Here is a 25,659-nt window from a genome sequence, read left to right as displayed (position 1 = left end):
GCCGTCGGCTCACCGTTTGGGAAAGTATTTGACGCCATTCACTTCGATCGGATGTGATCAGGCATCTTCCAGTCGGGCAAGGGCTCGAATCGGTCTTCTCGAGAGTTGTACGGCGGCACTGCGCCGGCCGGTTGCAGCTCGCGGAACGCAACCAGTTTGTCCCACATGCGGTCCACGATCTGAGGGTGCATATCGGCGACGTTGTGTTCTTCGTACGGATCCATATTGATCTGAAACAGCAGGATTTCTCGCTCTGGCTGAGGAACGCTTTTGTTTCGGATGTCCATGCCGCTGACAATCAATTTCCAGGGCGAGTCGATCAGCGCGAGCTGCTCGTCCGCCTCGCCTTGCTGACCGATGTAGTTGTAAAGTTCCCGCCGCAGTTCCTCGCGCTGGCCGGTCAGTACATCCAACACGTCCATCCCGTCCAGCGGCTTGCCGCCGTGAGCTTCAATTCCCGCAACCCGCATCAGCGTCGGCAGTACGTCGATATAGGCCAGCGGCGTGTCGATCTTGCCCCCGGCCGGAATTCGATCGGGCCAGCGCACTGCGGATGGCACTCGAACGCCGCCTTCGAGCACTGAAGCTTTCGCGCCGCGTAGAGGCCGGTTATCACCTGGAGCAACACCTCCATTGTCTGAAAAGAACCACACGAGCGTATTGTCGTCGATGCCGTTGGCCTTGAGCGCCTCCAGAATACGGCCGATCCCCTGGTCCATACTCGAAATCATCGCCGCCAACGTCTGCCGTTGGTTTTTCCCACCGTCGCGAGCACCGTACGATCCGTTGACTTGGGCTGCCCGTCCTGGTGGCTGAGAAAGCCTCGGTTCCACGTCGGTAAGATGGCGATAGCGCGCTAAGTCCTCATCCTTCGCTTGCAACGGACTGTGCGGCGCATTGAAGGGTACATAACACAGCAGTGGTGAGTCATCACCAGCATGACGGTTGATGAACTGGACGGCAGCCTCTGCGATCAGATCGGTCGAATAGCCCTCGTCGCGGTTAGGCTCATGATCGCGGTGCCAGTCGAGCATCCCATCTCGCTGGTGCGTGAAATAGTCGATCGCTCCGTTGTAGTGGCCGACGAACTCGGTGAAGCCGCGGCGGAGTGGATGGTATTGAACGTCGGAGTGTCCCAGATGCCACTTGCCAAAGATCCCGCGGTGCTTGTATCCCGCCTGGGCGAGAACCTCAGGCATCGTGACTTCTGCAACATCGAGTCCGCCTCGACGCCACGGCGGAAGTACGGCACGCATCAGCCCATAGCGAATCGGGTATCGGCCTGTCATCAACCCTGCTCGCGTGGGCGAGCAGACTGGTGGTGGTGGCGAACGACGGGTTGGTCACTCCTGCGGGGACTTGACCCGGCCAGCGCGCGATGGCGGGGACTTGGTATCCGCCTTGCCACGTGCTGACCTTGCCTTCGTGGAACGGTCCCGACGAGCCACCATCGAGCTGCTTGCCTAGCCATGGCCCGTTGTCGGAGGTGAAGAACACGAGCGTGTTGTCCTCGATGCCTAGTTCCTTGGCAGCCCGCAACACTTCACCACACGACCAGTCAAGTTCTTCGACCGTGTCGCCGTACAGACCGCGGCGGCTCTTTCCAGCGAACTGCTCGCTGGCGAAAAGTGGCACGTGCGGCATGGTGTGCGCGAGATACAGAAAGAACGGCTTCTTCGTTTCTTCCGTGCTCTCACGCATGAACTTGACTGCCTCTTCGGTGTACCACTTCGTCAGGTAGCGCTGGTCTGGCTCGCGATCAGGGTTGGTGACCGTGAAGTTGCGGATCAGCGGCGATGGAGGCTGCTCGGCAAACAGCGGGTTGTCCGGCTGGGTCTCGGGACTCATGTCGTTGGAATAAGGGATACCGAAGTAATGGTCGAAGCCGTGATTGAGAGGCAAATACTGGTCGGCCCGTCCCAAATGCCATTTTCCGATGCAAGCTGATGTATAACCCGTGCCTTTGAGCAGTTCCGCGATCGTTATTTCCTCATCCGGAATTCCGCCTGTGGATTGTGGAATGAAGACGTGGGTCAAACCGCTGCGGATGGGAAGCCGTCCGGTCAGTAGGGCCGCCCGGCTTGGCGTACAAACGCTTGAACCGGAATGAAACTGCGTTAGCTTCATCCCTTCGGCGGCCATGTGGTCGAGGTTCGGGGTGGCAATCGTCGGATGCCCAAAGCAACCCAGATCGCCATAGCCCATATCGTCAGCGAAGATCATGACGATATTGGGGCGTTCAGCAGCGCGAGCCGTAATCATCACGCAAACGGCAACCAGAAAAACGATGAATCGGAGCATGGTGCAAATCCTCGATTAGGGTCTTGAGATTGCTGCGTCATCTCTACTTTCGCGAACGAAAGTATTTCTCGATCAGCGCTTCGATTTCCGGGCCTTCGATGACGTTGTTCTTGTCCTTGTCGAGCTCCCCTAGAATCTCGTCGCGAAGCTCGGCCGGGAGTTCGTTGGCCTGCAGCCTGCCGTCCGAGTTTGCGTCCTGACGTGCAAGCCGTCCGGACAACGGTTTCGCTGGTTCCTGCGCTTGCTGCTCGTAGTGTTTGTACGGGATCAAGGTGATGCTGTGATCCTCGACGTACTTTCGATACATGGGAATCTCGTCCCAATCTTTCTTACCGCCGTACTTTTCTTCCTGAATTTCAGAGCGGTTGTCGTTGATCTCCTTGTGAGGCATCGGCACCACGGGCTGTCGATCGAGAAAGCCGATGTCGATCAGGAATTCGTTCACATTGTGCGTCGTGTACTCCAGGTGCGGCGAGTTATTATACCAACTGTGGACTTCGCCTTTGTAAACGAAATCGTGGCACACGGTCCCAAGCTTGCGGCACTTCACGATCCAGCGCAGTGCGGAAACGTAAAAGGCATCTTTGGTCCCGAACAGAATGATGTTTGGCGGCGAATCCTTCGTCACGTTTTCAATCGCGGAAATCGCGTGCAGCGCTTCGCGATAGTCTTCGGGATCCTTACCGAGAAAGAGGCATTCTTCTTCGATTTGTCGCGGGTGTGTCGGCTCGAAAAAGTCGAGGAACGGATTGTAGAGAATCATGGCCGCAACTTTCGTGTCGATCGTCTGATCATCTTCCTTACCAAAAAAACCAAGTGCAGCAAGTTTGTCGGCATCCACCGTCCCCACAGCTCCCGCCATGCAACCTCCGGCTGAACCGCCCCCGACTGCGACCTTTTCCGGATCGATACCAAATTCCTCAGCTCGCTTCTTGATCCAGCGGACCGCGCTGATGCCATCTTCGACCGCAAAGACCGGCAGCGTGTGGTCCACGTCACGGATACGATACTCAGGACGGAAGCAAACCGCACCTCGCTGGGTGAAGTAGTTCGCTTGATGATAAAACTGGCCGGCATCGCCCTGCGTAAAACCACCGCCATGCCAAAGGATGATGGCGGGTCGTTGGTCGCCTGCCCGCCAATCTTCCGGATAATCAACGAACAGCTTCAGGTCTCGTCCCGGGACCTTTTTGAAAACAAACTCCCACGTATCCGCGTCCTTCATTGCGGGCGGCCGGTAAGTGGGTTGATGACGAGTCTTGTTCAGATACGGTTTCCCGATCTGCTCATAAAACGCAGCGATGGCTTCCTTGCGACCTGCTTGTGGAAGCTTCTTAATCAAGTCTCGAATGTCCTGCGTTCTCGGACGCGGAAGCTTGATCGACGTGGCGCCTGGCATCGTTTTCTCCTGTGCATTGACCTCTATGACCGAAGCCGACGTCAAACCAATCAGGGCGGCAAAGGTCACGATTGTAAGTTGGGTTCTAGGCTTCGGGTTTGAGTACAAGGCTCGATTCGTCGCATGATTCGTCGTCTTCATTTCAAAACCTCTAACAAAATGAACTATCGCATGAGCGCGAGTGTCGCAGTCATGCCTCGGGCACCGTCAAATTTTCGGCGAGTTGGCGAAGGATATTCTTCCACTCACGTTTGAACGCGCGCGAATCGGGTGCGCGGTGAGTAATCAAACGCGTCAACTGTGGGAACACGGTGGGAAACAAAGCCAGAGCGGTCATGGCTAGGTTCAACATCGCCGGGTCGTATTGCTGCGAAACTTGTTGTGTCTCCTGGAGCTTTGCGATCGCCATCGTCAGTTCCTGGTAGTATTCGCGCCGCGAGGTCTCCTCGACGATCTCGCCTCCGGTATCGTTGAGCGCTTCACGGATGAGTAGTCGCAGGTAATATGGATCTGCAAATGTCTGCTCGAACCAGTACTCGAGCGCGGCCGCCAATTCGTCCGGCATGCGATGTGCCATATCCGTGCGTTGTTCGATTTTGTGACGAAGCACAGCCTCGAACAGTCCTAGTTTGTCTGTGAAGTGGCGATAGACGAGCGATTTGTTGTACCCAGCGCGTTGGGCGACGGCTTCCATCCTCGCTCCCTCGAATCCACGCTCGGAGAACTCTTCGACAGCGGCCATCAGGATTGCGTTGACCGAATTCGTTCCACCGGTGGCGGTAACGGCTTCGGAGTCTTTGACGTGTGTCGCTTTTTTTGCGGACTTGCCGGGCTTCACCACGGGACTGCGTGTCATATCGCCGTGCTTTCCTCATGTTCAATAACGAAGTTTGCGTCCACTAAAAAGATGACGGTAACGTTTCCGTTACATTTGTCAAGCTCTTGAAGAATGCTGGGTTCCTGAAAAGTTCCACGCGGCTTTCGCCGCGAATTCATAGCACCCAGCTACGACTTGCGTAAAATGTTCAACACGAACAATACAATTGGCATTTTGAATACTCTGCATGGCAGCCCTGTCTTCATTGAGAAATCCCACAATGACGAAACGAACATCATCGAACGACATCACGAACGTGCTTCTGTCCCTCGGCTGGTATTACCCGGAGATGCATCGTGGCGTGGCCCGCTTTGCACGCGATCATGGCTGGCACGTGACCGCTGACTTTGACGATCCGATACCCACACACTGGCAAGGCGATGGGGTGATCGCGCTGTTGGGCGCACGGCACAATCACTGGCGGCAACTCCGCCGATTGAAGGTTCCCGTCGTCGATTTGGCCGAGAGTCGACCCAACATCAAGTTGCCCCGAGTCACGATGGATAACGTGGCGATCGGCAGGATGGCCGCCGAGCATTTTCTGGAATCGGGCTATCGCCACTTTGCTGTCTGCCATCGTTGGGAACTGGGTGTCAGCCGTCGTCGCTGTGATGCGTTTCAATCGACCGTCAACTCTGAAGGTCATGGCTGTGAAGTGATGTCGTGGCAACGTGAACGCGGTGATCAGGTTGACACGCGACAAAAGCGACACCGATGGCTGATGCGGCGATTGTCGAAGCTGAAAAAGCCGCTCGCGGTCTTTGCGGTTCGTGATGTGGAAGCGGTTGAAGTCATCGAAGCATGCGTGGCAGCGGGGATCAGCGTGCCCGACGAAGTCGCGGTTCTTGGCGTCGATAACAACGAAATGATCTGCGACTGTTTACGCGTGCCACTATCGAGCATTGATCCCAATCTGGAAGAAGTTGGCTATCAGGGCGCCGCCCTGTTGTCCCGTTTGTTGTCTGGTGAACGACCACCACTGAATCCCATATACATAGCTCCCATTGGGATTGTCCGTCGCCGTAGTTCTGATGGTCTAGCGGTTGAGCACTCCGCAGTCGCCGCTGCCCTTCGTTTTATTCACGACCATGCACACAAACCGATACGGATGGTCGATGTGACGGCGCATGTTGACATCTCGCGGAGCGGGTTGGAAAAAGCCTTTCGCGAGCACTTTGTCCGCGCCCCAATGGAAGAACTCCGACGCGTGCGTTTGCAACGAGCCATGTCGATGCTGCGAGAAACCGATTTAACGGTCACGGAGATCGCTGAGCAAACCGGATTTCAAACCGCCCATAGCCTGTGCCGCATTTTCAAACAGCACTTTGGAATCACACCTGGAAGCTACCGCACAACGACCTCCAGCGGTTCTACACGAAAATCGAAATCGGACCAGATTTCGGCCACGCTCTGAGGTGGTTTGTCAGCAGCAAACGCTGTGTACTGCAGAAGTATCGCAGCAATGAAAAGTGTAAGCGTGCATTTCACTTTTCTGTCGCCCATTTTCTTGTCGTCACTTTCCTGGTTCGGACACAATCGGAATCATTGACTTGAGAAACGACGCTACCTGCTCACCAATAAATTCATTTCCCGGCCCAGTAAAGTGTACATCATTCGGGTTTTGCAATTCGGCCAGTCGTGGCGTAATTGCTGTGAAGAGATCATCAATGGCGACTGCGTGTCGTTGCACCACTTCAGCGGCTGCTGCGTTGCGCTCGATAATCGATTCGGCGGTGTACTTGTCGGCGACATCAGGAATCGGTGTTGTGCTGGCCCATACCAGCTTCGCCCCCGTCTGCTGCATTCGCTCGACAAGTTGTTCAAGCCGAGTTGCGTAATCCGCCAACGGTGTCGCACGATCGTGGATTCCAAAATTGAAGTGGATGACGTCCCACTTGCCGTTGCCCAGCCACACGTCAATCCTCTTCAGCCCGGTCGATGTTGGACCGCAGTTGGCTGGAGCTCGATGCACGTTGGCGAATCCCGCAAGTTCCTTTCGGACAGTTTGCGTGTAGGCGCGTGAAACTGAATCGCCAATGAGCAGCACTCGCGGCAAGCCTGGATCGTCTTCGACGAAGTCCCAGGCGTTGGACCTCCCGGCAACCTTCTCGCGCTTGTGAATCGGCAGATAGAAATCGCCCAACTCCGCCTGCAATGTTTTCTCCCATGCTTGCTGGGCGGGCGTCAGCTTTGCCACCCAGGCTTGATACTTCTGGTCCAATTCCGCTTCTTCGCGAGCCTTCATCGCGGCAGCTTCTGTGGCGTTTGTTGGCTCCGTTTGCGAAAGCGCCCCTTCGTCGGTACGCAATTGATCGATCGGGATGACGGCGAGTTCGGCGCTGTTGTTGTTCCAAAGCTCGCGTCCGATGCCGACGCGAGTGGACATGTCGCCGCTGTTTGAGTAGCCGACATAGAGCTTGCCATCGTGCTCGATTGCATACGGATAAGAGAGTGCGGCACCTTTGTGTGACTCGCCGGGGCCGTCGGGGAATTCGGCATGGCGGATGACGAACACTTTGCTGAACAAGGTCTCGCCCGGCCTGCTGACAGCGATGGTCAGCGGCGAACGCCGCTTGCCGCTGTCCGCTGTGGTGGTGCAGACGAGGTAACGCTGGCCGCTGCTCAACGTACCAGCGATCGGTTTGCTGGTGGTCATCGGCAGGTTGCCGGGGCGCATCTCACTCCAGGTGCGACCGTAATCCTCGCTGGTCGCGACGAGTGCTTCCGCTTTGTCCCCGTAGCGAGAAATGTTCGTGACCTGTTTGCCGCTCACGATGACAGTGGATTCGCCCCACATCTTCTTGATGTCTTTCGCTTGCGGGATGGGAACAACGTCCCACTTTAAAAAATCATCGGCATGACTGATGGCAACGATGGCTGGGTTGCCTTCACCAACGTTGAGCCCGGCCATGATCCAGTTGCCGTCGTCCATCTGCTGAGGCTGCTGCATAGGCCAGAAACCGTCTTCGATGACGGTGCCTTTGGACTTCCATTGATCGCTGGCCTCATCAAAGACATAAGCCCGCGTATGAACGCCGCTCATCGTGCCGGTGTAGGCTCCCTGAAAAGCCCAGAGCGTTCCTTTGTGCGACAGGAATGCGCCGTGGCTCACGCCGACCGGTCCGTCTCCGGAGTCGATCGTGCGGACGTCACTCCATGTTTTGCCTTCATCGTCGCTCACGCAAAACCGAGCTTGCTCAGTGTCGGTGTTCTCGCCGCCCTGGTTATGGCCGAACGACGCGTACAGATGCCGCTTGTGAAAACAAAGTCCCACGCCGTGCAGGAATCGGTAGCCATCTTTATCGAATTCGTAAGGCTTAATCACGGAGAATCGGACATCCTTAAGCACCGGCAATTCGTCCGTCTTAAGCAAAGGCACGCGTCCGTCCCAGAGCGGCACGGGGTCGGCAGCGTGCAGCACGGCCAGTGGCGCAAGCAACAGGACGCTAAGCAGTGTGAGGGTGGGTTTCATCGCGCGGCAGCTTTCATTGGTTTGTTGGATCGTTATTCCAGAAGCCGCTGAAGACCTGCAGAGGGTCGGCGGTTGTTGGGTTGGTGCCTTTCGGGGCGGCTTTCCATTGCCAGTAGTCTTTGAACAAGGCGGCTGGATCGGGCGCGGTACGGTCCTTCCAGTATGCTCGGTCCTGCTCGACGATGTGAGCACGCGACTGCTGCCATTGAGGGATGATCTCCGCGAACCATGCATCATGTTTCTGTGCGAGTGACTGCACGATTTCGGGATGCTGGGCAGCAAGGTCATGTTTCTCGGCAGGATCGGCATCGAGATCGTAGAGTCGCGGCGGTGGTTGCGGCGCGGTGGTGGCAGGATCGAGCTGGCGGTCGAGCGGCATCTCCCAGTGCGGTTGCGCGATGCCGCGCAGGTAAGAAGGATTGTCCCGCCCGGAGTCCTTTTTCAACGATGCTTTTTCGCCCGGCCAGTAGAGCTTCCAGCGTCCTTCGCGGATGGCGGCATTGCAGTGCTGAACCGGGGCGTAACGGTTGCGTTGGAAGGGCAGCGCACGCGCCGTGAGTGCGGGTGCAGGGTTGCCCAGAAGCAGCGGCATCACGTCGAGACCGTCGAACGGTTTGGCGCCGGCAGGCGCGGATTCATTCGTGAGGCCATAGAGGGTCGGCAGCCAGTCACAGCCATGCACCGGCGTGTCGATCACCTGGCCGGCGGGAATGCGGCCGGGCCAGGCGACGATGCAGGGCACACGAATGCCGCCTTCCAATACATCCTGTTTCTGGCCCGAAAAGACGCCGTTGAATCGCTTCTGAGAGCCGAGTTCGGAATCTTTGGCGAGCCAGGGCCCGTTGTCGCTGGTGAACACGATGACCGTCTTTTCCCACAGGCCCTCCTCCTTTAGTGTCTGAAACACGCGGCCCAGGCCGGTGTCCATCGCCTCGATCATCGCGTAGATGACAGCCACCGTCTCGCTCGCGTCCTGGCCGAAACGCTCGCGGTATTTTTTCACCAACACTTCGGGCGCGGCGAGTGGACTGTGCGGCGCATGATGCGCGAGCCACAGCGCGAATGGTTGTGCGTTTTGCTTGCGAATGAACGCGATGGCTTCGTCGTTGAGCGCATCCGAGAGATATCGCCCATCGTGCGGCATGGCGTCGTCGTTGCGGAGCAGGTTCCATTTCCAGTAATCCTGTCCGCCATTGGGAAAGCCAAAGAAGAGGTCGAACCCGCGACGGTGCGGCAGGTAGTCCTGGGAATACGCGCCGTTGTGCCACTTGCCGATGAGCGCCGTCGCATAGCCAGCGTGACGGAAGTAGTCGCCGAAAGTTTTCTCTGACAAATCAAGCCGGTCGAGCCCGCGATTGCTCGGCACATCCACAGCGCCCGTGCGATGATTGAAGCGTCCCGTGAGAAACCCCGCGCGGGCTGGTGCGCAGAGCGGTGACGGCGAGTAATGATCAGTAAACCGAACTCCTGTCTTCGCCAATTCATCCAGCGTGGGCGTGTCGACGACTTGATTGCCGTAGCAGCGCAAATCGCCCCAGCCGAGATCGTCAGCCATGATGTAGACAACGTTGGGCTTGGTTGTGTCTTCGGCGTAAAGGGAGGAAACCAAAACCAGTGGGAGGGCCGCGAGCATAAAGTGAAAGTGTCTCATAGTGTCCTTAAATATGCTGGTTGTGTCATTGTTATTATTCGGCACGAAAGCGTGGCAAGCTGTTGATTCGAGCTTTGAGATCTGCGACTACGTCTGCATGATGCGAGGAGGCATCTTTCAGTTCTTCGGGATCGGTATCGTGGTTGTAAAGTTCAGTTTGGCCATCACTCCAAAGAGTGAATCGCCAGCCAGCGGTGCGGATGCTTTGGGCGTGGAGTTTCGGACTACGAGTAAGAAGAGTAAAAGCAGCGTCTTTGATGCTGGCGGTGGGATCGGCCCGCAGCCCACTCATCATGCTGCAGCGACTCGGATTGCACACAGGGTATTGAACATAGGCCCGCTCAAACGTCGTACCACGGCTGCGCAGTCGATCGAGGTTCGGCGTTTTGACGACAGCCTTTGTGAACGCTCCTCCGTAGTCTCGAAAGTCATCCGCCATGATCAGCAGAACATTGGGCCGGTCTGAGGCAAAGCTATTACTCACAAGGCAGAGAAAAATCGCGAGAGCACTGAGCTGTTGTATCATTGTTTAACTTCCTCTGGATGCTGAGCCTTGTAAACCTCTGCGATTAGCTTCTTCCGTTTTTCCAGGTCGAGAGTCGGACGTTCCTGCGCGAAGAACGCGATCGTGGTCCGATCGGAAAGATGACGTCGCACGAAGTTGCGAGCCGCAGTGGTTCCGCTTCCCCCGCCACCGTGATCCACTGAAACCAATCGATCTCCTTCGTAGTTCAAGTGCCATCCAAAACCATAGTCAATCCGCGTGCCATCATCGAGCGTGCCCGGCGTGAAGAGCATTCGGTATGTTATCGGTAATAGCAGACGCTTATCCTCTTGCCACAGCGCTCGGTCCCATATCGCATAATCATTCAGCGTCGTCGTCATATTGCCCGATCCGTTGAATCGTTCGCTATCTGTGGTGTCCGCCATTCCCAGCACGTCAAAAATGCGTCGCTTCTGAAACTGGTGAAACGGTTCGCCGGCGATGACCTCGATGATGCGGGCCAGCAGCACATAACCCGAGTTGGTGTATTCCCAGAGCTTCCCTGGCTCGCGCACTGGACTCATTGTTGCGAGCCAATCAGCGTGTGTCTGATTGGTGAGAAAACCCAAACCTCGCAGTTCGCGAAATTCGGCAATGGAGGCTTGTTCCTTCTTGTTGATGAAGTTTTGCAAACCATTGACATGCCACACCAGATCCTGCACGAGCAGCTCGCGACCTTTCACTGGAAGATTCACTTCGGGAAGATAGCTTGAAACCTTGGCTTTCGGGTCCAGCTTGCCTTCCTCCATCAGTATCGCCGCACACATGGCAGCGAACTGTTTTGAAATCGAGGCCAGCCTCAGTGGTGTCTGCGCCGTCATGGGCTTTCCCTTCAGCGAGCCGTAACCCATTCGATGAATGACCTCGCCGTTTCGGGTTATGAGTACACCGATTCCGCCGGGCGACTCGAGTGGAAATCGAATGGCAATTACACGGCTTACGTCTGGGATTTCAACCGCGTATTGGTCGACGATAATAGGTGCGACCTCCTGCCCGTGAAGCGTTGGGCTGAATGCCGGTGCAAGGAGGCACGCGATGGCGATGGAAAACGGTTTAACGTACATGGATTCACTCAACCACGGAATACGCCAACGACCTTTCCGTTGGCCACGACAAAATTGAGACGACCGTTTTGGCTGCTTAACTTCAACGGTTCCGGTTTGCCGTCCTCGCGGATGACCCTCGAAGTTCGTCGGTTTTTTGTAGCTAAGGCGATAGCATTGGCTTTCGTCAAGCCAACGAATTCCAAGTCTTCAGGATGGGATGTCGCCGCAGTCGCTTGAACCAAGCGCCCGACTGCGATCATAGCTATGACGGGGCGTTCATCGACGAGATTACCGGAACACTTGCCGCTGTCATCCACCAGAAACGTCATGTATCCAGCTCCCATACCATTTGTACCAGCCGGACGAGTGTCATCATCGTGCAGTGATCGCGTTGAATCGATCACGCGGATTCGAACTCGACCAACTCCCACCAGTTCCGGCTTCCCGGCAATCATCAGCGTGTGACCGGTCGTCGAGTCGGCGTCGAGATTCTTCTTTCGCCAAGCGAGTATATCGCCAGGGAGGACATCCATGAGCTTGTCGACGCTTTTCCAAGTCCCGGTTCCATCCTCGCAAGCAGCCACAAATGTTTCATAAAACGTTACAGAAAGAGGTCGCTTTCGCCACGAGGCTTCTTTGCCTTGCAACGAAAGGTAAGCCTCCGGAAATTCCTGTCGCAAGACAAACCCCACGATCCCCGAACAGTCACAATTGACCACCCCTTTGCCCTCGTCAATCTCCGTCGTGTGCTGATAGCTGGTCGACTTTAGTCGTGCTAACAAGCCTTCCATACGGACAGCAAATTGGGCCCCCATGCTATGTTGGGTACTACTGCCGCTTTCTCTCGAATCGCTCTGAGGTGATTCTGCTTGAATCACCTCCAAGCCCACGAGCGTCAACAGCAACGCAGCCAAGACGTTTCTAATTCTAAACATGATTTATCTCTCCAATGGCTTTCTGGTGATAATGATGGCTCACACCCAGTCCGTACGTTGTGGACGCGACTTGAGACGATTTGCTTCGTCATCATTAATAAAACTCTCGGTGGTCGGATCAAGCTTCAGTGGTCGTTGCAAGATCCATGACAGCGCAGCCGCATGACAGGCGATATGAGAACGACGCATGACGGTGGAATTCGCTGCGGTTGGCTTGCGAGTTTTCACGCAGTCGAAGAAATTGCGCAAGTGATTGACAACGTCGACCCCGCGAGCCGGCTTGCCATCGCTCTTGACCTCGGTTGCCTTTCCGTCGAGTGCCAGGTGAACTTCGCCTCCATCTCCCGTCTCCACCCAACCCTTCTCGCCGATAAAACGAACCGGGCATGTTCCGTTTGACTGGATCCAACCAGGACGCTCGCCGAACGGATCTTTGAGGAAGTCAATTTCGAGTAGCAGGCCGTTGGCATAACGACAATCGATGCCTTTGGGTGTTGGCTTGTACTCAATCGGCATCGTGTCGTCGGCTTGATTGGCCATCTGACACAAATCCATGGTATGGGCTCCCCAGTCCAGCAATCTGGCCCCGGAGTCGAAATCCCATTGCCCTCGCCAATTGCCCGCAACGTAATCCTTGTTATATGGACGCCATGGCGCTGGCCCCAGCCACATGTTCCAATCGACATTGGCTGCTTTCAGAAATATTGCAAGTCAGGTTATTGATTCTCTTGGTTGTTGAGCAGAGTCCGCGCTTCATCGAGGCGCCGCTTCAGATCCTCGGCTTTGAGCGACTGAATAAGCTCGCTCTTGTCGCCATTGTTCAAAACTCCGGGTGTCGAGGGGCCTTTGCCGAGATAGATCTGATACATGTCAGCAAGCGAAAAGGGATCGTTCCGTTGCGTGTCGAACGGGAGCCCCGCGTTATCAGATGACTTCAAATTCTCAAGCGGATTTCTGGCCCAGGCATAACGGAAGTAAACAGGCTCTGGTATCAATACACTTGAGAGAACGATCGTGGATCGCTCCCAACTCGGTTCCCCTTTACCCGCGTTCTTGTCAAGCCACTGAGCTTGTGCAGGTTGGAATCGACCATCCTTGCCCGCAATGGCGAATCCCACGATCGGGCCATCGTTGAACGGGATCGCCCATGTATCCAGCTTGAGAAACAGCTTTCCATCGTTTGCTCTGACTTCTTGAAGTTGAGGGGGCAGCCAACGAATGTTCTTGCTGTATTGCGTCGCCAATGCCCACTTGGCAATTCGCTCGCCTACCGGCACTTTGATCTGCGGATGATACCACGCGCGGTGGAGGTCGAAGCAACTGGCATAGCCGATGTTGTTGTCGCCAGCTTCTCGCAAGTTCAAAAACATTTGGTAGTGGACTTCTCGGATATAGTTTCCTTCATCCGAACCTTGTACTGTGATCGTTTGCGATTCAGCGCTCACTGGCATCGCTGGCAGTTCGACCTTCCATGATCGATCAGAGGCAGCAGTTGTGGAGCGTGACTCGTCGCCCAATGTCACGGTGACTTTTTCATTGGGAGCCGCCCAGCCCCAGATCTGGATCGGCTTGTCTCTCTGTATAACCATGCTCGACTGAAAGAGATTGTGGACGCAAAGACCTGTTGCAACTGCCGGTGTATCAAGGCGGTCTTTTCCACGGACCAGCTTCTCTTCACCACCGAATACACCAGCAAGCGGAAGTAGAAAGACTGCCAGGAACCACGTGATAACGTTCGATGTTTTCAAATCATGCAGGCCTGAAAATTCGGTTTGACGTTACAGAAAATTGCGGCAGCGTTTTTCATTGACGAAACCCTTTCTCGGAACCTGATCGCTTGCCGTCATCCTTCAGCGAATATGGTTTCCAATTGCGAGCAATGTCGATATCCGTTGCTACCTTCTCCGTGAGTGCGGTCACATCGACATAACCGACGCGATTGTAGAGAGCCGGAACGTATTGGGCGTCTCGAATTGCGGCGTAGGCTTTCCAATGCGAGAGAGCATCGTTCAGATGACGTATCGCAGAGTCGTGTTCGAACGAGTCGCCAGTGGAGTCAAAGAGAGCCAACGCACAGGCTCCACGAATCTTCGCCGCGTAGTAGTTTCCGAGCCAGCCAAGTGCTTCGCAATCGTGAATAGTCTTTTGCAGTTCACGATCGTCTCTTGCAGTGTTGCGCAACTCAGCGATCGCTGCAAACGTCTCCGCTGCCGCTCCGTCGAGAGCTGTCGCGATTTCAAGCGGAGTGGTCTCTGTCATCGGTTGACGAGCGTTGAGGCGAGCTCGCCAATCGCGGATACATAATACGCTGGCTCCAGGCATCGCGGACCCCTCCATGAAATGCTTCACGGTGTAAAAGCCTTGTCCTTTACTTAGGCGATGGCAGAGACAAGCCTCCGGATACCACTTCAAGTCAATGTCACCCCAAAAGAACCGCGTCGTCAGAGGCATCACTTGCGAGGCGCCTTGTAGAGCACGAAATAGTTGCTCCGATGAAACATCAGGGTGCCGCGAAGCAAGAGCTCGCTCAAAGTGCGAATCAGGAAGAGACGGGTCGTAGGCCAATCGGCCGACGAGCATAAACGAGTACCACTGTTTCTCCATCACAAGAGGTCGCTTACCGGTAGTGGGGTTACGTTCCAGGAAATCACGCCCCCAGCAATACCCATCGGGTCCCATGTAAAATCCAGCCATCTTGTCTTGTGGCGGCATGTTCAAAACGTACTCGCGAATGTAGGCCGGGTCACCGAAGCGAAAGGAATAAATGTCATCGTTGCGGACGGTGAGCCAAGTCCTACGGCCAGGAGCAATATTCTCAAGTAATGGCTGGATGAAAGGGGGCTTGGTAATCGAATACATATGGGCAACCGAATACTTGAAGCTGAAATCAAATGTACCCGGATAGTCTTTGAAGGCATCAAGAATGTCGCTTTGAGCCGTCCAATGAAACCGGTGAATCATGTTGAACTCACGCTGGGGTTCACTCTTCAATGCATCGCGGACACCTTCGCCATACGTGTCCCACAGCCAGGCTTCTTTGACCTTTGAATCCATGTCATGCGGCATTCCTTCGCCCGCAGTGATTCCCATGCCGCCCAGCAGCGGATAGGTTTTCACCATTTCCCGAATGGTGGCCCTAAAGTACTTTTTCGTGATTTCATTGCCCATGTCATTGGTGATGCCATGTTTACCTTCTGCTCCAAAAGTAAAGACATTCCAGGTGAAGACATAGATGGTGATACCGCGATCGGCAGCTTGCTGCATGACCCACCGCCAGAATTCAATCTTCTCATCGATGGTCATTCGCTTGACCACTTCGTAGTCGGCGAGCATTTCGGGACGCACCATATCATTGCCCGCAAAACTAAATTGATCGTCTAGCTTGATTCGCGTGCGCCAGACATCGTCCAAAGCTACTTCAGGGAACTCCGGCACCTTCACCATCGAAGGGAATGGATGCAGACTCCACAGCGAGAGCACGTTGTAGCGATGCCGGGCCATCGCATCGAGGTAGTCGATCCAGAACTCTCGCTCCCACACTTCAGGAATGTTGGCCTGAGCAGCGTCAGAGCAATCGGTGTAGCTCGGTGTGCGAAGGTCGAGCGGGATATTGAACTTGATTCCACGCTTCGCAATATGCGGGGATTTCTCATAGTCTTTCAATGAATCAAGCGTGCCCGTGCGAATCGCCTCGGCGACGTCGAGCCCGCCATACATCACACCGACTGTATCTGCTCCAGTGACTTCGATCACGCGACGCCCCCCACTATTGCGAACGCGAATCTGATAGCTCTGTGGCGCAGCCTTGGCGTCCTTGTCGACCGAGAGCGTTATACTCGGCGCCTCCGCATCCTCGCCGATGGTCATCCCGCTAGCCGCAGCCTCCCGTCGAATCTCTGCTGAGGCAAATTTCCCCGGCGCACCGGTGGACTCAGCGTTCGTGAGTTGAATACGAGACGCCATTGCCGGGGATGCACAAGCGATGAGGAGCAGGAGTAGGAGTCTTGATATCATTGGTTTTGTCTGGTTAGCGTGGGTTCGACGGTGATTGCTTGGTTGACGATTCGCGCTCAACGCCGAATCATGACAAGCCAGTCTTGATCGGCGTCCGCGGGTGGCGCTCCGAGCGATACCTTACTTCCGCCATTTACCTTGGTGACACTGCCACCGACGAGTGGTCCGCCTTCACGCGGATTGTACCAGTCGACTCGAAATGAACCGTTGGCATCGGCTAGGTTCAACTCGGTCGTGCCACCACCGGGCAAATAGACCAGGTAGAGCTCTCCGGATTTTGCCAAGCAATACTTGGAGTTGTCATCGTCATCGTTACCAATGAGCGAATTGCTACTGACCATTTCGGCAATAGGAATTTTGTTTTCAGAGAAGAACTGAAGAGCAATACGACAGTAATCCCAGCTCTTGTCGCGACTGCGAAAGTCTTCCAGCTTGAGATCGTTTTCTGGCAACGAATAACCAAAGTAGTATTCAACGCCCGCGCCACCGGCCATCAGATTGCCCCACAGCGTGAGCTTTCGAATGTCGTGAAGGTTATACGGCTTGGACTTGAAGTTGCCTTCCGCTTTCGAGCCCTTGGTGTTTTCTTCCTGAGCAACGCCGTCATGACCTTTGTAACCAGGGTCGGCAGGCACACCTAGCCCGGCCGGATTTTGCTCGTCGTTTGCAACCACCCAAGGACGATCGGCCGATTTCGAAGCTCGTAGCCAATGCAACGTTTGCTGGTGAACCCTATTCCATGAATTCTGCAACGAGACGCCCGTTAGTTGTGACTTGTTTCCCAAAAGCGGATTGTACACTTTCTCTTGCTGTGGCGGGAACGTATGAATGACGATGTTGTGTTTGTAGGGATCCGTGTCATTCAGGTACTGAACCATGTCACGAATCTCTTCGCTGCTTTGAGTGTTCTCTTCGCCGATGTTCCAGTTCAGTGCCAGTTCATGGCTAAACCGGGCGATCATTTCACGGCAATACAACTTGCGTTCGGGCCCCAGCTTTCCGCCGTCAAGCGATTCGGGAACGCTGCGTTCCTTTCGTTCCGGTCCGAGTCGGTTGTCGTCCATTTCATTTTCTTGAAGTTTGAAATGGAGGTGCAAACCCAGGTTGGTCGCGTGATCCAGCACTACAGCCCATTGATCGAGCTTCGAGCAATCGTAGTGCATTTTGGCATCGCGCTGAATAAAGGGCCACACGTTATCTCCATCCCCCGATGCGTTGTAGGTGAGAAACGAGAAGGCATTGACGCCCTTGTCGGCGAGATAATTCAGCGAGCCAATGAGTCCCTTGCCCTTGCCAGCTCCCCAAGACGGATCCCCCGACTTCCAATCCGCCAGGTGTGGTTTGAAAGTCTTCAGCGGTACCTTTTTTCGTTGATCAGTGGGATGATTGTCGAAATCGACATAAGCCAATAACGTCTCCGGCGAATCGGGCCCAGCCTTTAAAAAGTACCGCTTCGATCCAGCGAATTGCAGATGGTGCTTGCCAACGTATTGAAGTCTTCCTTCGCTACGAAAATCGCGACCGGACTTATCCGACTCGGATACATCGAAGCTGCCGTTAGCTCCGTCAAACGCTTTTAAGGCTTCACCGCTGCCATCCAGTGCGGCATTCTTGCCTTGCATAAACGAGACCGCATACTTCCAAGTTCCCGTCTTATCGGGCGAGAGATGGGCTCGCCACTTGGTACCCGAATCGGCCCCGCTGTTTCCTGCGTCTCCGTCGGCGGCAAAGTAACCCGGAACCGTGTAACTCGGCGAACCAGACTGGTGTGTAAAAGTGACATTGAAGGCGAGGTCCGTGAACGCGTTGGGCTGTGCGTCGCGTTCATTAGCGAACGGACCGTCTAGAGTAAGCGTTACCTTATGCCATTGCTTGAGCTCGCCGCTGATCGATACTTCGCCATTGCCATCGCTCTGGCGTGGCAGGGTAAGTGGGGCTCCCAAAACGAAGCTCTCTTTCTTGGCAGCAGTCTCTTGAGCCACTTCCGGGAAGGCGTCGGGCAACTTGCCGGATTTCACTTTGAGTTGGGGACCTTGACCTTCAGGCTTGAAGTTTTTGTCGCTTGCCAACACAAACTTGTCCATTTCAAAACCATCTTCGCGCATCGAAAACAAGATTTCGTGTTCACCTGCTGTATCAATGTCTAGGAACAATTGCATGGGCACGCCGGTGTGGACTTGAGGCGTCCGCTGCTTGCATTCCCACTCCCAATTGTTCTTTTTGACGGTTTGCCAGCGCTTGCCCGATTCAGGCCACTGGCCGTCGAGCCCAACATGCACGCCATTGTCTTCCGAACCTGTTGAATACGAACGAACCCAAACGTAGTAACGACCCGGATTCTTGATGTGAACCTTGTAACTGAGGATCGCTAGCAGCCCGGCCTTGTCCGTAAAGTTCTCGCCCGAAATCAGCTTCTCTCCATGGTTCTTCCGAGTGTCAGGCAGAGTCTCCACGTAAGCACCGCCACTCGCGCCGGCGGCGTGCGAATCATCCGCGTCGGGTTTCAGATCGGGCGCTTTCTTTGAAGACGTGATGTACCAAGCTCGCTTGTCGGTGACCTTTTGCTCGTAAAAGTGTTCAGCCTCGACGGCAACGACGCCATCCACCTCTTCGAAAACCAGGTCGGCAGTCGCAATCGGTGATGTGAATTCATCGGAATAAGTCTTCGTTCCCATCACCATCGCCGCTAAGGCGATCAAAGTGGTTGCAAATCGTTTCATGGTAGTGATCTCAAAAATTGGAAAAAGTCAGTGATGTGAAGTTCATCAAGCATGCGATGAACGCGTTGAGGTCTTTGCTACGATTGATTGCTCAATCGCCTTTGGGTTCATCAATGTGTGGTCACGACGCATTCCCATGCGCCAGTTGATCCACCACTGCCTGTGCAACTTGGGAAGTTGACGATGTTCCTCCCAAATCTGCCGTGCGATGTTTTTGCTCGGCAAGCAATCTCATCACCGCAGATTCGATCGCCTTTCCAGCAGCGTCTGCTTTGGGATCCGAATGCCGATCGCCTAAGTATCGCAGCATCATGCCAGCGGAAAGGATCGTTGCCAGCGGGTTGGCAACGTTCTTGCCGGCAAGTTGAGGTGCCGAACCGTGAGACGGTTGAAACAGAGCATGTTTGTCACCCATCTCGGCCGACGGCGCTAGACCGAGACCGCCGACGATGCCGGCGCCCAAATCGGACAAGATGTCACCAAATTGGTTTTCCATGACAAGCACGTCCCATTGGCTGGGCGACGTGACCATGAACAAACTCATCGCGTCTACATATACGGCATCGGCTTCAATGTCGGGATGACACTCGGCCACTTCGAAGAACACTTTGCGGAAGAACGCAAAGCTTCGAAACACGTTGGCTTTGTCGACGCACGTCACCTTTCGCTTACCATCGCTGGGTCGTCCCTGGCGAGATTGAGCCAGTCGAAAAGCAAAGTCCACCACGCGCTGAGTCCCCTCGCGAGTGATCATTAGGGTGTCGCTGGCGACGGTATCGTTCAGGATGCAGCCTCCATCAAACGATGCAAACAACCCTTCCAAATTTTCGCGCAGAATGACCATGTCGATTCCGTGCGTCGCCGTGTTGAGTGGGCTATTCACTCCTGGATAAAGTTTCACTGGTCGCACGGCAGCATACAGTCCCAATGCTCGACGCAAACCCATCATCATTTCGGGTTGCACTTCGGTGCCATCGGGTCGACGCACATCGGGCAAGCCAATCGCAGCCAATAGCACTGCGTCGGCTTTCAAGCACTCATCTAAAACATGTTTGGGCAAAGCTTCGCCGTGACTGCGAAAGTGCTCGGCACCCGCCGAGAAAGCTTCGATGTCTAACTTCAAGTCGTGTTGTTTTTCGACGGCTCGCATCACCAAAAGTGCGGCTTCAAAACACTCCGGTCCGATTCCGTCGCCCGGAAGACCAGCGATTCGATAACGATTCATTTCAAACTCCTTCCAACAGTGTCAGTCGCCGAACTTCTTTCGATTGCACCCAAGGGGTTACCGTTTCATTGAACTCTGCAAAGTGAGTCGTTTCGCGGTGGATGTCAAACGCTGGAGCGTCTACATAGGTTTCGTAGAGGACAGCGGCCGCAACGACCGCTTCGACGCTTGCGAACGAAGCCAAATCGAGATGCAATACAGGATAAGACTTCTCAAATTCCGCAATCTGATTTCGGGTTGCTTCCGAGCAACTGCCAGCCAGCACGATGCAACGATCGTGTTGATGACTCGAGACGGGCCTTGATGGGGTTCTCGGATCGGGTTTCTCTAAGCGGCGCCCTAACAATGTCTTTGCCCAAAGAGAGGCGACTGCCGAGCCGCCTGTCAACAATCGGTGGTGGGTGGCCAACTGAGCCACCCGCTGCAAGTCGACATTGGTGATCGCATCGACCATGAAGTGCGCCGGTGCGTCAGGATTCGGCAACGTTTCTTGAAGCGATAGTGTGGCTACCTTTCGCTGTGATTGTGCCTGCAATACCCTTACCAAATTGCTATCGGTCATCGGTGTCAACGGATGATGTTGCATGCCGCTTTCATGCAAAGGGACACCGTGAACAAACAAATGGCCGCAGTAAACCGTTCGCCCATTTTCGGGAAACGCAGGACAAAACAAAACTTGCTTGGCGTCCAGTTTGCTTGCCAGTGCATCAGCTACCGGGCCGATATTCCCTTGAGCCGTTGAGTCAAACGTCGAACAGTATTTGAAGAAGATCCGTTCCGCGCCAAGAGTCTGCAAAAACGCCAAAGCCTCCAGCGAGAGCTTGACTGCTTCGGCAGGAGCGATCGAACGAGACTTCAGCGCGACCACGATGGCATCGGCATCGCGCAAGTCATCTGACTGGGAAGGGATTCCAAAGCACTGAATTACGTTCAGTCCCGCTCGCGACAACATCCCCGCCACATCCGTGGCACCAGTGTAATCATCCGCAATGCATCCCAACAAAGGCTGGCTCATAAGTTCGCCTCATCTTCCTCGATCGCGATGGCTCGAACGGGACAACCATCGCCTCCGATGATGCACAGCGGAAGTGCAATGAACTCAACTTCAGGTTGAGTGAGCCGATCAAGGTTGGCCAGTCCTTCGACAATCAACACACCTCCATGAAACAATGTTTGATGAACGCTGGTCAGCTCTGTTATGTTATTGACATCAGCGACCGAAGGTGGCTCGACGCCGATCATCGCGACTTGCTGCTTTACCAACCACTGTGCCAGCTCGATAGACACGCGAGGCAATTCGTCACGATACTCAGGCGTCCCATATCGTTTGTACCAATCCGTCCGGAACAAGAGTCGATCGCCGGGGTAAACTTCACCGATCGCTCGAGTAATATCGTCGATCGTATGCAATTGGCGAGGGCTCGCGGGCGCCAAATTTACGATTCGAGCTGGTCCACAACAAACAGATAGATCTCGCTGATCGAGCGTCTTTCCGCCGTGCACGAAATGCACTGGTGCATCCATGTGGGTTCCGGCATGCGAATAGAGTTCCAGCGTGGTCGCGTTCCAACCCTCTTTCTCGATCGTCTTGGCAGGCTTGATCGCGACGCCTCGCATGTCGTTGTCCACCGGCAAACTCAGATCAATGACCGTTCGCTGTGGCCGACGACTCGTACTCTTCAGGGCATCGACCGGCACAAAACAATCGTGGCGAGCTGATTCGTAAACGGACTCGATGACTCGTAAAGATTTCAAGTATTCCGACGGTGATGTCTCGCATGCTGCATTGCCTGCCAAGACATCCAAGAAATGTTTTTGGCACGCATAAACGCAATCGCCTGCGAAACCAAGCTGGGATCGCTCATAGGGATGCATGTAAGCAGGTTGTCCCAAAGGCTTGATCGTAATGTTGCCTTGGCCGTCCATCCACAAACTGCCGCCGTTGGCTTCGACGGACAATTCACCAAAGGTATAAAGTGGATCTTCCGAAAGCGATTCGTTGTAGCGACTCGCATCCCAAACACCGACCGCACCGCTGGCAAATCGGAGCATAAACGCGCCAGTGTCCTCGCCTTGGATATCGCTGTTGAGCCGACGAAGATCTCCCGAACACTGGCTGACTTCGCCCGCCAGATAGCGAAAGGTATCGGCAAAATGAATGCCCGTTTCGTGCATCAACATGCGGGGCATGGTCCGAAAATAGGGTTGACGGTTGAGGTACGCATCCTCGCCCCAGCCATCTCCCATGCGAGTGCGCATGGTGATGGTATGCAACCGATCGCCAATTGCATTGGCCTCGAGCATTCGTTTGATTTCGCGGTACCAAGGCTGAAACCGAAAGTTTTCATGGACCATGAAGACTGACTGTTGGGTTTGGATCCAATCGAGCAGTCGACTCGCGCCCGCGAAATCATCTGCAATCGGCTTTTGACAAATCATCGGCAGTCCGCGAGTAACCACCTGTCGCACAATCTCAAATCGTCCTTGCGGCTGAGTCGCAATATCTACGAAGTCCAGGTCATCGCATTGCAGTGCTTGGCCAACGTCAGCGAAAACGGAAGGGATGCCGTATGCGCTGGCTGCGGCATGAGCTTTCTCGATATCAAAATCACAGATGCCGACAATTTCTGCGTTGGCAAGACGCTGCCAGGCATCAAGGTGAAAGCGACTGAAGTAGCCCGCTCCGATCAGCAAGCCACGGTATACCTTGGAATGCTCGTCGAATTCCATTTTCATTGTATGGGTCATGCTGAGGACTCCTCCAAGGCAACGGTCGGATCGATTACCAGCCAAAGACCGACTGCCACTAGGTTGAGCAGTGCAGCGACATAGAAGAACGGAAGCGGTGACCCGGACCATTCCAAAAGGTACGGGAAAGCCAGACCCGTTAAAAAAGCTCCGACATTGCCGGCCATGTTCATCGTACCTGAGACCAATCCCGCTCTTGATTTGCCGATATCGACACTGGTACTCCAGGAAGGCGAAAGTGTCATGTCGGCGCCAAAGATGCACAAACTAAACCAAATCGATGCGGTCCATGCAGTCGTTGCATACGCACAGCCAAGAATGCCGATGGTTGCTAAGCCGAATCCCGTCATCGCAGGCAGCCTTCTAGAGGACCGCCACCGATTCGCTCCATACAAACGATCCACCCACCATCCCGCAGTCCAATTTCCAAGGGCACCGAAAATCATCGGCACCGCTGCATAGAAGCTCGCATCAAGGCCGCTCAGTCCATAGCGTTTCATCAACTGTGGAAAGAACCAAGTCAAACCGAAGAAGAAAATGAAGTTGGAGGCAAAGTATTGTCCGCACAGGGCCCAAACCGTGCGAGATTGAAACAGATGTGCTCGACCGAGCTTGCTGGATTGAACCGATTGCGGTTGGCGATTAGCCAAAATGTAATCGCGTTCCGATGAACTGAGCCAAGTGGCATCCACGGGGTCATCGCGAAACCAAAGAACCCAAAACGCGGCCCAGATAAGACCCACGAACATCAATAAGACAAACGTGGGACGCCATCCCATTTCCGCGATGGTCCAGGTAATCAGAGGCAACGCGATTGCTGCGCCGATCCGCGAACCTGAGAAGTTTACGCCTTGCACCACGCCGCGTTCTTGCATGGGGATCCAAGAGTACACGGCCCGCGAAATCCCCGGAAACGCGCCTGCCTCGCCTGCGCCGAAAAAAAACCTCACGACAATCATGGACACAAATGATGACGCCATCGAGGTCAGCCCAGTGAACACAGACCAAATGGCAACAATCGCGGCCAGTACGCGGCGAGGGCCAAATCGATCGGCCATCCATCCGCTGGGAGTCTGAAACAAGGCATATCCCAGCGAGAACGCGGAGAAGATCCAGCCCATTTGGATATCACTGAGCGATAGGTCAGCCGCCACATCTTTCTTAGCGGCTGAAATACAAACGCGATCGACGTACAGCAACATAGACAACAGAAAGGTCGAGACGACCAAGACGGCCCGCATTGGAATAAGCATATTTCTGTCAACGACTTCTTGTGATTGGCTTCGTTGCAATTGACGTCATTTGCGACCACAAGAGCCGCAAGCATTGGTTGACCTCCCCCTCTATCTTGGCTCTGAGTATACTGGATTAATCAATCGGATCAATTGTATAGTTCCTAATGTCCATTAGGTTAAGTTGAATGAACGTTTTTTTCCACCAACTCGCTGATTCTGCTGAGTCGCTAACGATGCAGCAAATCATCACTTTCTGCCAGGTTTATGAACACGGCGGCTACGCAGCCGCTTCGGAATCGTTGGGGCTAGCAGGGCCAACGATCTGGGAGCAAGTGAGGTCGCTCGAGAAAATTTACAAAACAAAGCTCTTCGATCGAGCAGGTCGCAATATTCGCCCGTCGGCTGCTGGCAAAGTACTTTACGAAATGCTCAGGCCAATCATGGCATCTGTCGAATCTACTTTCCAAAGGCTTGCCGAGGAGACCAACGAAGCCGCACAGAGAATAAAATTGGTGACCGGTGTCCGGATGATGCTGGAAGAACTCGGGGCACCTCTGCGAGCGTTTAGCAAGATCTATCCCGATTCGAACTTGCGTCTCATGTCAGCCGACAATGCCACGGCTCAAGAGTTTGTCTTGGAAGGTAAAGCGGATCTTGCACTCTTGATCGAACCCTCGCAATCGATGATCCAGTCAGAGTTGAACTACGAGCGACTCTATCCACTTGAGTACCTGGTCGCCTTCCCACGCCGTCATCCGCTCATTCGGCAAACGAAGGTCACGATCGCAGACTTAATCAACGAACCACTTATCCTGGGAAATCCAAACACGATCGTCCGGCAAATGTTCGACCAAGCCCGCTTTCGTCTTGGAATCAACGAGCCGCTACGATTGGTTGCGGAGACTGACAACAGCGCCATCACGATCGGCTGTGTTCAAGCCGGCATGGGAGTAGGCATCATCGCTAGTCGCCCTAACGGCAACTTAACCAAGCGCGCAGCAACACGATCACTCTCCGCCGAAATAGGTCTCGTGCACGTGGTCGCCGCCCACCGCAAGGGTCGAATCCCCACCCAAGCCCTCACAAAACTATTGAGCCTTTTGCGCGAGGCGATTTAAGGAGGTCGACAGTCTCTGGCTTTTCGCCTCCACGATTGAGCTCATCATGCCAAACATCGAAAGCCCATTGGCCAGCGTCAAAACCAGTTGTGGTCTCATGCTTGTGAAAGATCTTTCCGCATGAGATCGTCGTGTAACCGTTCTTGGAAATCGGTCCACGGACTTTCACTTCATCAATTCGAATATGTGGGAACTTCGCGATGCTGAGCGTAAGTTGTTTCGCGCCGACGATACCGATCTTACCTTTCTTTCGGTCTCCTTCACTCATGAACCTAGGCCACAAGTCCTTGTGGTATTCGGCGACTTTCATCCAAATGATGCGACCTTCTTTGGGCCCGTTAGGGAAAACGAAACGCGGAGTTTGTCCGGCATCG

General features: G+C 54.6%; 19 protein-coding genes. 2 read left to right on the top strand and 17 right to left on the bottom strand.

Going from position 1 to position 25,659, the window contains the following annotated elements; genetic code table 11:
- Positions 1-38: 38 nt before the first annotated feature.
- Genes Poly41_RS31180 through Poly41_RS31165 form a run of 4 tightly spaced genes read right to left on the bottom strand, consistent with a single transcriptional unit; the run spans position 39 to position 4,556 of the window.
- A complete protein-coding gene (locus Poly41_RS31180; RefSeq protein WP_146531283.1) occupies positions 39-1,289 on the bottom strand; it encodes a sulfatase-like hydrolase/transferase in 1,251 nt (416 codons plus the stop codon).
- Positions 1,192-2,301, bottom strand: a complete 1,110-nt coding sequence (locus tag Poly41_RS31175) for a sulfatase family protein (RefSeq protein WP_197231889.1) — start codon at positions 2,299-2,301, stop codon at positions 1,192-1,194. Before Poly41_RS31175 ends, Poly41_RS31180 begins: the two co-directional genes overlap by 98 nt.
- A 43-nt stretch (positions 2,302-2,344) precedes the next feature.
- Complete coding sequence (locus Poly41_RS31170) at positions 2,345-3,841, bottom strand: alpha/beta hydrolase (protein ID WP_146531282.1); 1,497 nt, start codon at positions 3,839-3,841, stop codon at positions 2,345-2,347.
- A gap of 49 nt (positions 3,842-3,890) precedes the next feature.
- A complete protein-coding gene (locus Poly41_RS31165) occupies positions 3,891-4,556 on the bottom strand; it encodes a TetR/AcrR family transcriptional regulator (protein ID WP_146531281.1) in 666 nt (221 codons plus the stop codon).
- Between the two features lie 241 nt (positions 4,557-4,797).
- Between Poly41_RS31165 and Poly41_RS31160 the strand changes: the two genes are divergently transcribed.
- Complete coding sequence (locus Poly41_RS31160) at positions 4,798-5,991, top strand: XylR family transcriptional regulator (protein WP_146531280.1); 1,194 nt, start codon at positions 4,798-4,800, stop codon at positions 5,989-5,991.
- A 99-nt stretch (positions 5,992-6,090) separates the two neighbouring features.
- On the opposite strand, the gene Poly41_RS34575 is transcribed toward Poly41_RS31160, so the two are convergent.
- From Poly41_RS34575 to Poly41_RS31085, 13 genes are all read right to left on the bottom strand, one after another.
- Positions 6,091-8,049 carry an exo-alpha-sialidase gene (locus Poly41_RS34575; protein WP_231616103.1) on the bottom strand — a complete coding sequence of 653 codons (1,959 nt, stop codon included), beginning with the start codon at positions 8,047-8,049 and terminating at the stop codon, positions 6,091-6,093.
- Between the two features lie 13 nt (positions 8,050-8,062).
- Complete coding sequence (locus tag Poly41_RS35280; protein ID WP_261344932.1) at positions 8,063-9,682, bottom strand: sulfatase-like hydrolase/transferase; 1,620 nt, start codon at positions 9,680-9,682, stop codon at positions 8,063-8,065.
- A 52-nt stretch (positions 9,683-9,734) separates the two neighbouring features.
- A complete protein-coding gene (locus Poly41_RS31140; protein ID WP_146531278.1) occupies positions 9,735-10,226 on the bottom strand; it encodes a sulfatase-like hydrolase/transferase in 492 nt (163 codons plus the stop codon).
- The gene (locus Poly41_RS31135) at positions 10,223-11,308 is read right to left on the bottom strand and encodes a serine hydrolase domain-containing protein (protein WP_146531277.1); all 1,086 of its coding nucleotides are present in this window, start codon (positions 11,306-11,308) and stop codon (positions 10,223-10,225) included. The genes Poly41_RS31140 and Poly41_RS31135 overlap by 4 nt, the downstream gene beginning before the upstream one ends.
- A gap of 8 nt (positions 11,309-11,316) precedes the next feature.
- Complete coding sequence (locus tag Poly41_RS31130) at positions 11,317-12,225, bottom strand: hypothetical protein (RefSeq protein ID WP_146531276.1); 909 nt, start codon at positions 12,223-12,225, stop codon at positions 11,317-11,319.
- A 39-nt stretch (positions 12,226-12,264) separates the two neighbouring features.
- A complete protein-coding gene (locus tag Poly41_RS31125; RefSeq protein ID WP_261344931.1) occupies positions 12,265-12,924 on the bottom strand; it encodes a hypothetical protein in 660 nt (219 codons plus the stop codon).
- Between the two features lie 17 nt (positions 12,925-12,941).
- Positions 12,942-13,814 carry a hypothetical protein gene (locus tag Poly41_RS31120; protein WP_146531274.1) on the bottom strand — a complete coding sequence of 291 codons (873 nt, stop codon included), beginning with the start codon at positions 13,812-13,814 and terminating at the stop codon, positions 12,942-12,944.
- A 214-nt stretch (positions 13,815-14,028) separates the two neighbouring features.
- Positions 14,029-16,239, bottom strand: a complete 2,211-nt coding sequence (locus tag Poly41_RS31115) for a hypothetical protein (protein WP_197231887.1) — start codon at positions 16,237-16,239, stop codon at positions 14,029-14,031.
- Positions 16,240-16,295: 56 nt separating this feature from the next.
- Positions 16,296-18,959, bottom strand: a complete 2,664-nt coding sequence (locus Poly41_RS31110; protein WP_231616101.1) for a DUF5060 domain-containing protein — start codon at positions 18,957-18,959, stop codon at positions 16,296-16,298.
- A gap of 121 nt (positions 18,960-19,080) precedes the next feature.
- The gene (locus tag Poly41_RS31105; protein ID WP_146531272.1) at positions 19,081-20,184 is read right to left on the bottom strand and encodes an isocitrate/isopropylmalate dehydrogenase family protein; all 1,104 of its coding nucleotides are present in this window, start codon (positions 20,182-20,184) and stop codon (positions 19,081-19,083) included.
- 1 nt (position 20,185) lies between these two features.
- Positions 20,186-21,199, bottom strand: coding sequence for a four-carbon acid sugar kinase family protein (locus Poly41_RS31100; protein WP_146531271.1), 1,014 nt, complete (start codon positions 21,197-21,199; stop codon positions 20,186-20,188).
- The gene (locus Poly41_RS35270) at positions 21,196-22,932 is read right to left on the bottom strand and encodes a cyclase family protein (RefSeq protein ID WP_231616100.1); all 1,737 of its coding nucleotides are present in this window, start codon (positions 22,930-22,932) and stop codon (positions 21,196-21,198) included. The genes Poly41_RS31100 and Poly41_RS35270 overlap by 4 nt, the downstream gene beginning before the upstream one ends.
- Positions 22,929-24,185 (bottom strand): MFS transporter, encoded by a 1,257-nt coding sequence (locus tag Poly41_RS31085; RefSeq protein WP_146531270.1) that lies wholly within the window; start codon positions 24,183-24,185, stop codon positions 22,929-22,931. Before Poly41_RS31085 ends, Poly41_RS35270 begins: the two co-directional genes overlap by 4 nt.
- Positions 24,186-24,352: 167 nt before the next feature.
- Between Poly41_RS31085 and Poly41_RS31080 the strand changes: the two genes are divergently transcribed.
- Positions 24,353-25,285 carry a LysR family transcriptional regulator gene (locus tag Poly41_RS31080; protein ID WP_146531269.1) on the top strand — a complete coding sequence of 311 codons (933 nt, stop codon included), beginning with the start codon at positions 24,353-24,355 and terminating at the stop codon, positions 25,283-25,285.
- The last annotated feature ends 374 nt before the right edge of the window (positions 25,286-25,659 follow it).

This window comes from Novipirellula artificiosorum (assembly GCF_007860135.1).
Lineage (GTDB): Bacteria > Planctomycetota > Planctomycetia > Pirellulales > Pirellulaceae > Novipirellula_A > Novipirellula_A artificiosorum.
This window is presented reverse-complemented; position numbering and strand designations above follow the sequence as displayed.

Coding starts and splice junctions, on each gene's coding strand:
- Poly41_RS31080 (WP_146531269.1), top strand. CDS start 24,353: ATGAACGTTTTTTTCCACCAACTCGCTGATTCTGCTGAGTCGCTAACG.
- Poly41_RS31085 (WP_146531270.1), bottom strand. CDS start 24,185: ATGCTTATTCCAATGCGGGCCGTCTTGGTCGTCTCGACCTTTCTGTTG.
- Poly41_RS31105 (WP_146531272.1), bottom strand. CDS start 20,184: ATGAATCGTTATCGAATCGCTGGTCTTCCGGGCGACGGAATCGGACCG.
- Poly41_RS31135 (WP_146531277.1), bottom strand. CDS start 11,308: ATGTACGTTAAACCGTTTTCCATCGCCATCGCGTGCCTCCTTGCACCG.
- Poly41_RS35280 (WP_261344932.1), bottom strand. CDS start 9,682: ATGCTCGCGGCCCTCCCACTGGTTTTGGTTTCCTCCCTTTACGCCGAA.
- Poly41_RS31120 (WP_146531274.1), bottom strand. CDS start 13,814: ATGGTTATACAGAGAGACAAGCCGATCCAGATCTGGGGCTGGGCGGCT.
- Poly41_RS31115 (WP_197231887.1), bottom strand. CDS start 16,239: ATGATATCAAGACTCCTACTCCTGCTCCTCATCGCTTGTGCATCCCCG.
- Poly41_RS31175 (WP_197231889.1), bottom strand. CDS start 2,301: ATGCTCCGATTCATCGTTTTTCTGGTTGCCGTTTGCGTGATGATTACG.
- Poly41_RS31165 (WP_146531281.1), bottom strand. CDS start 4,556: ATGACACGCAGTCCCGTGGTGAAGCCCGGCAAGTCCGCAAAAAAAGCG.
- Poly41_RS31160 (WP_146531280.1), top strand. CDS start 4,798: ATGACGAAACGAACATCATCGAACGACATCACGAACGTGCTTCTGTCC.
- Poly41_RS31110 (WP_231616101.1), bottom strand. CDS start 18,959: ATGAAACGATTTGCAACCACTTTGATCGCCTTAGCGGCGATGGTGATG.
- Poly41_RS31170 (WP_146531282.1), bottom strand. CDS start 3,841: ATGAAGACGACGAATCATGCGACGAATCGAGCCTTGTACTCAAACCCG.
- Poly41_RS34575 (WP_231616103.1), bottom strand. CDS start 8,049: ATGAAACCCACCCTCACACTGCTTAGCGTCCTGTTGCTTGCGCCACTG.
- Poly41_RS35270 (WP_231616100.1), bottom strand. CDS start 22,932: ATGACCCATACAATGAAAATGGAATTCGACGAGCATTCCAAGGTATAC.
- Poly41_RS31100 (WP_146531271.1), bottom strand. CDS start 21,199: ATGAGCCAGCCTTTGTTGGGATGCATTGCGGATGATTACACTGGTGCC.
- Poly41_RS31140 (WP_146531278.1), bottom strand. CDS start 10,226: ATGATACAACAGCTCAGTGCTCTCGCGATTTTTCTCTGCCTTGTGAGT.
- Poly41_RS31130 (WP_146531276.1), bottom strand. CDS start 12,225: ATGTTTAGAATTAGAAACGTCTTGGCTGCGTTGCTGTTGACGCTCGTG.
- Poly41_RS31180 (WP_146531283.1), bottom strand. CDS start 1,289: ATGACAGGCCGATACCCGATTCGCTATGGGCTGATGCGTGCCGTACTT.